The sequence below is a fragment of the Providencia sp. PROV156 genome, assembly GCF_028480905.1.
GTDB lineage: Bacteria > Pseudomonadota > Gammaproteobacteria > Enterobacterales > Enterobacteriaceae > Providencia > Providencia hangzhouensis.
Genome location: NZ_JAMPPE010000051.1, coordinates 1 through 4,399, shown reverse-complemented (window position 1 = coordinate 4,399; position 4,399 = coordinate 1). Strand labels below are relative to the sequence as shown.

The window sequence follows — 4,399 nt, the reverse complement described above, 5'->3', positions numbered from 1 at the left end:
ATTGTTTTGTAATGAATTTTGTTTTATCTACTTTACCGGATAAAAATAAGTGAAAAACATCAGAATATCACCTTCATTTAATCACATCAAAAATAACATTAGAAAACAAACGATTAGACTGGTTTTCTATGCGAGTGAATTAATCTAACGCGATAAAGTCATTTCAAAATCATAAACGGATGTAAATAAATATCTCAATAACTCGGTTTTTGATTATTTAAGATATATTTCACTACTTAAATACTCTTGTAATGTGTTTATTTGTTTTTATGGGTTATGTTGGCGTTTAATGCTTATGGTGGGTTGTTTTTTGGCTTAAAGATCTGCATTCAACGCCTTAACGCGGTGCTAGTGATAATGTTAATAAATATTTCGTTTTTTATTTTCCTTTAATTTCAATACATTAATTTAATATATTTCGTTACATTCTACCGGCGAAATACATACTTTAGCGATATCTGATTACTCATTTTATGGATATTATTTGTTTCGTTCTTCACAACAGATAAAAATTTTTAATTAAATGACTTAATATAAGGTAGATAACATGAATAAGACTTTAATTGCATTATGCTTAGCGTTAACGACAACTTCTATTTCTGCAATGGCTGCGGATGCCGGTTCAGGTAAAATTACGTTTAAAGGCACAATTAATAGCGGTGCATGTACAATTGCACCGACTGATGTGAATAAAGAAGTTCAATTAGGTAATATTGCCGCGGTTAATTTAGATTCTGCAGGTAAAAAAGGCCCACTCAATTCATTTGAATTAAAATTACAAGATTGCCAATTAGACCCAAGTGCTTCAGGTACTCCTTATTCTAAAGTAAAAATTACGTTTAATGGTCAACCTGATGCCACAAACGCATCTTTATGGTCAAGCACTGGTAGCGCAAATAACGTTGCAGTTTCATTCTTAGACAATGCAGGTAAAGCCATTAAACCCGGTGATACTTTAGAGCAAACACTGAAAGCGTCTGACACCACAATTATTTTGTCTGCTCAAGCAGAAGCAACCGGTGCCGCCACTTCAGGTAGCATCAACTCTATCGCAAACTACGTATTAAGCTACGAATAAGATAGCCATCATGCCTAAGCAAAAGCTTTACGCTAATTAGCGTAAAGCTTTGTATTCCCACTATCGATTATCATAAGAGTGCCAACATGTATTTTAAGAAAAAAAATATAGGTTATATTATCTCACTCATTATGTGTGGTGGGTATACAAATGCGGAAACTTTTAATATCAATGCCCTTAATTTGTCTGCAGACGACAATATTGACCTAAGCTATTTTGAAAAAAATAGTTTAAGTGAAGGTTTATATGAATCGGATATTATTTTAAATGATAAAAAAATTATCCGCGGCGAAAAAATTAAGTTTATTAATCATGATGGAACGATTGAACCGTGTATTACGGCACAATTAATAAAACGTTTTCCCTTAAATGAAGAAGCGAAAGAAATATTACTTTCGTCTCAAGAAAACGATTGTATTAATTTATTCTCTCTCGATAAAAACGTGGCTATCGATTTTAATGATAGCGAACAAGTCCTGAGTATTTCGATACCTCAGAAATATATGGCATCGACTTATTCTTCGTGGGTGAGCCCTGAAATGCGCGATTATGGGATTGCGGGGTTAATTTTAGATTATACGATTAGCGATAATCATTTAATCCGTAAAAACGAAGAAACACGTAACCAACTCTATGCCTTCGGGAATGTGGGCGCTAACTTCGCGCAATGGCGTTTACGGGCAAATTACCAATATGAGAATAAATTGGCGGGCGAAGATGGACGGGGTAGCAAGAAACGCAACTTAGATTGGGACCAAGTCTACGCTTTTAGGGACATTGCCAGCTTATCGGCAAAGTTGTTTGCCGGGGAAATTTTCATTAAATCAGACTTGTTTGATAGCGTGCGTTTCAAAGGCGTGAGCATGTTTACCGATGAAAGCATGATGCCACCGAACCTCAGAGGGTATGCCCCTCAAATTACCGGGGTTGCCGCCTCAAACGCAACGGTGACCTTATCACAAAATGGCCGTATCATCAGCCAAGTGAAAGTGCCGGCGGGCCCTTTTGTAATTAAGGATTTAAGTCAATCCATCATGGGCACCATTGATGTGACCGTGGCAGAGGATAACGGTAAAGAAACGAAATTCCAGTTTACGACAACCAATATTCCGTTTTTAACCCGTAAGGGGCAAGCGCGCTACACCTTGAATTTAGGTCAGCTATCCCCGAAAAATGGCACCCATGCTAACGACAATTTTATGACTGTCGAAAGCTCTGTTGGGGTGTTTAACCATACCTCTGTTTTTGGCGGAATCGTGGCAACATCAGGGAATAAATATAAAGCCATTAACCTCGGTATTGGCCAAAATATCGGCTTTTTAGGGGCTTTTTCGGTAGATATCACCCAATCTTACGCCGATACCTTATTGGGGCGTGAGAAAGGCAAAAGCTACCGTATTAACTATGCCAAAGATTTACCGAGTATTGATGGGCAGTTGACATTAACTGGGTACCGTTTTGCCGACAGAACCTTTAACTCTTTATCCAATTTTGTTGAGCAAAACTTTGTCGACAGACAAGATATCGATACCAATAAAGACAAACATGTTTTTTCATTGTCTTACGCTCAGCAATTACGTGGAATGAATGCGAGTGCGAATATCACCGCATCACGTAAAACCTATTGGAATGGTAAGCAAAATAACTATTTCAGTGTGGGGCTCAATAAATTCTTCGATGAAGGCGTCATGAAAGGTGGGAATATCTCCCTGTCTTTAAACCAAGTTCGTGGGGCGAATAATAAAACGGATAACCAAGTTTATTTATCCGTCAGCAAACCATTAAGTACTGAAAACCAAAATGCATCGATATCGTATTTCGCCTCTTACAGTGACAGCAACAAGCGCTATGCAAATAACGTGAATTACAGTCGTCATGTTGATAGCAACACGAACTATAATTTAACCGCATCGACCCAAGATGGGTTATCGGAAGGGATGGTGAGCACCTATGTGTCACACAGCGCGGATGCCGGCCAAGTCCAAGTGACGGGGTCATTATCGGATTCCATGACGTCGCTAAGTATGACCATGAGTGGCTCGGTCACTGCGACACAGCACGGTATTTCCGCGCACCGTTTAACCTATCGTGACCAATCTCGCTTAGTGGTTGATGTGCCAAATGCGCAAGGCGTGATGATTGAAAATGGTCATGCGACGACGAATAGCCGTGGGTTAGCCACCATCAGTAACGTTCCGACCTACTATAATATGGAATACAAGGTGGATGTGAACAACCTGCCAGACACCGTAAACATTGATGATAATGTTTTAGCGTCTACACTCACTGATGGGGCAATCGGTTATGCTAAAATGGATGCAGATATTGGTAAGTCACTGATAACACGAATTAAGCTGGCTAATGGTCAATACCCACCATTAGGCTCAGTGGTGAAAAATAACGTAACGGGTAAAGTTTCAGGCATTATTGCTGAATCCGGTATCGTCTACTTAACCGGGTTGAACATGGGCGACCAACTTAGCGTTAACTGGGGAGATGCACAAGCGTGTACGTTCTTAGCGGACAGTCTCCTGGCTAAAAGTAGCGATTCAATTGCTTGTCGTCACTAATGTGATTTCAATGGGTGAAAAAATGACATTATTTAAAAAAGTACTTTCCGTTGTTTTACTCTCAAGCGTCATGAGCCAAGCGTATGCCGTTCTTGGGTTAGATAGAACCCGTGTTATTTTTAATGAAGCCGATGGCGGAACCAGTATCGTTGTTGAAAACCAAGATACCGCCTCTTCGTTTTTAGCGCAGACATGGATAGAAAACCAAAAAGGTGAAAAGCTGACTAACTCACTAGTGGCATTACCTTTTTTACAAAAAATTGGCCCTAAACAGAAAAAACAAATCAAAATTGCGTATATGGATGGGCAAAATACCTTACCCACAGACAGGGAGAGTCTGTTGTATTTCAATGTATTAGGTATTCCACCGCAAGGTAAAGAAGCGAATGCGGTTCAGTTTACTATCCAATCACGCTTAAAACTGTTTTATCGCCCAAAAGGTATTGACTACAAAGTCTCTGCCGAGAAAGATTTTCAGCGCGATTTAAAAGTCACAAAACAAGGTGGACAGATTACGTTGTCGAATCCAACCCCGTTTAATATTGTGATCACCAATATCAATGTTGACCAAAGTAAAGATAAAGATTTTCCTGAAGTGCTTGTCGCCCCGTTTAGTGATTCGACCGTGACCTTGAAAAACCCGGCATGGAACAGTTTTGAAGTCGCTTATATTGATGACTTCGGTGGTCTGAAATTTAATAAATACCAGTGCGCCGCAGCACAGCCTTGCCAATTATTGCCACAGGCGAAA

General features: G+C 39.4%; 3 protein-coding genes. All 3 read left to right on the top strand.

Annotation, left to right across the window (positions count from 1 at the left end; translation table 11 throughout):
• The first annotated feature begins 547 nt into the window (after positions 1 to 547).
• Positions 548 to 1,078, top strand: a complete 531-nt coding sequence (locus tag PSF31_RS20905; protein WP_096865228.1) for a fimbrial protein — start codon at positions 548 to 550, stop codon at positions 1,076 to 1,078.
• Positions 1,079 to 1,164: 86 nt separating this feature from the next.
• Positions 1,165 to 3,648: a fimbria/pilus outer membrane usher protein gene (locus PSF31_RS20900; protein WP_164560870.1), complete on the top strand. Its 2,484-nt coding sequence runs from the start codon at positions 1,165 to 1,167 to the stop codon at positions 3,646 to 3,648.
• Between the two features lie 22 nt (positions 3,649 to 3,670).
• Positions 3,671 to 4,399, top strand: a 729-nt coding sequence (locus tag PSF31_RS20895; protein ID WP_164560871.1) for a fimbrial biogenesis chaperone, incomplete at its 3' end; no start/stop codon positions are given.

What these genes read in the sequence shown, in the direction of transcription:
- PSF31_RS20905 (WP_096865228.1), top strand. Translation starts at nt 548, where the DNA reads ATGAATAAGACTTTAATTGCATTATGCTTAGCGTTAACGACAACTTCT.
- PSF31_RS20900 (WP_164560870.1), top strand. Translation starts at nt 1,165, where the DNA reads ATGTATTTTAAGAAAAAAAATATAGGTTATATTATCTCACTCATTATG.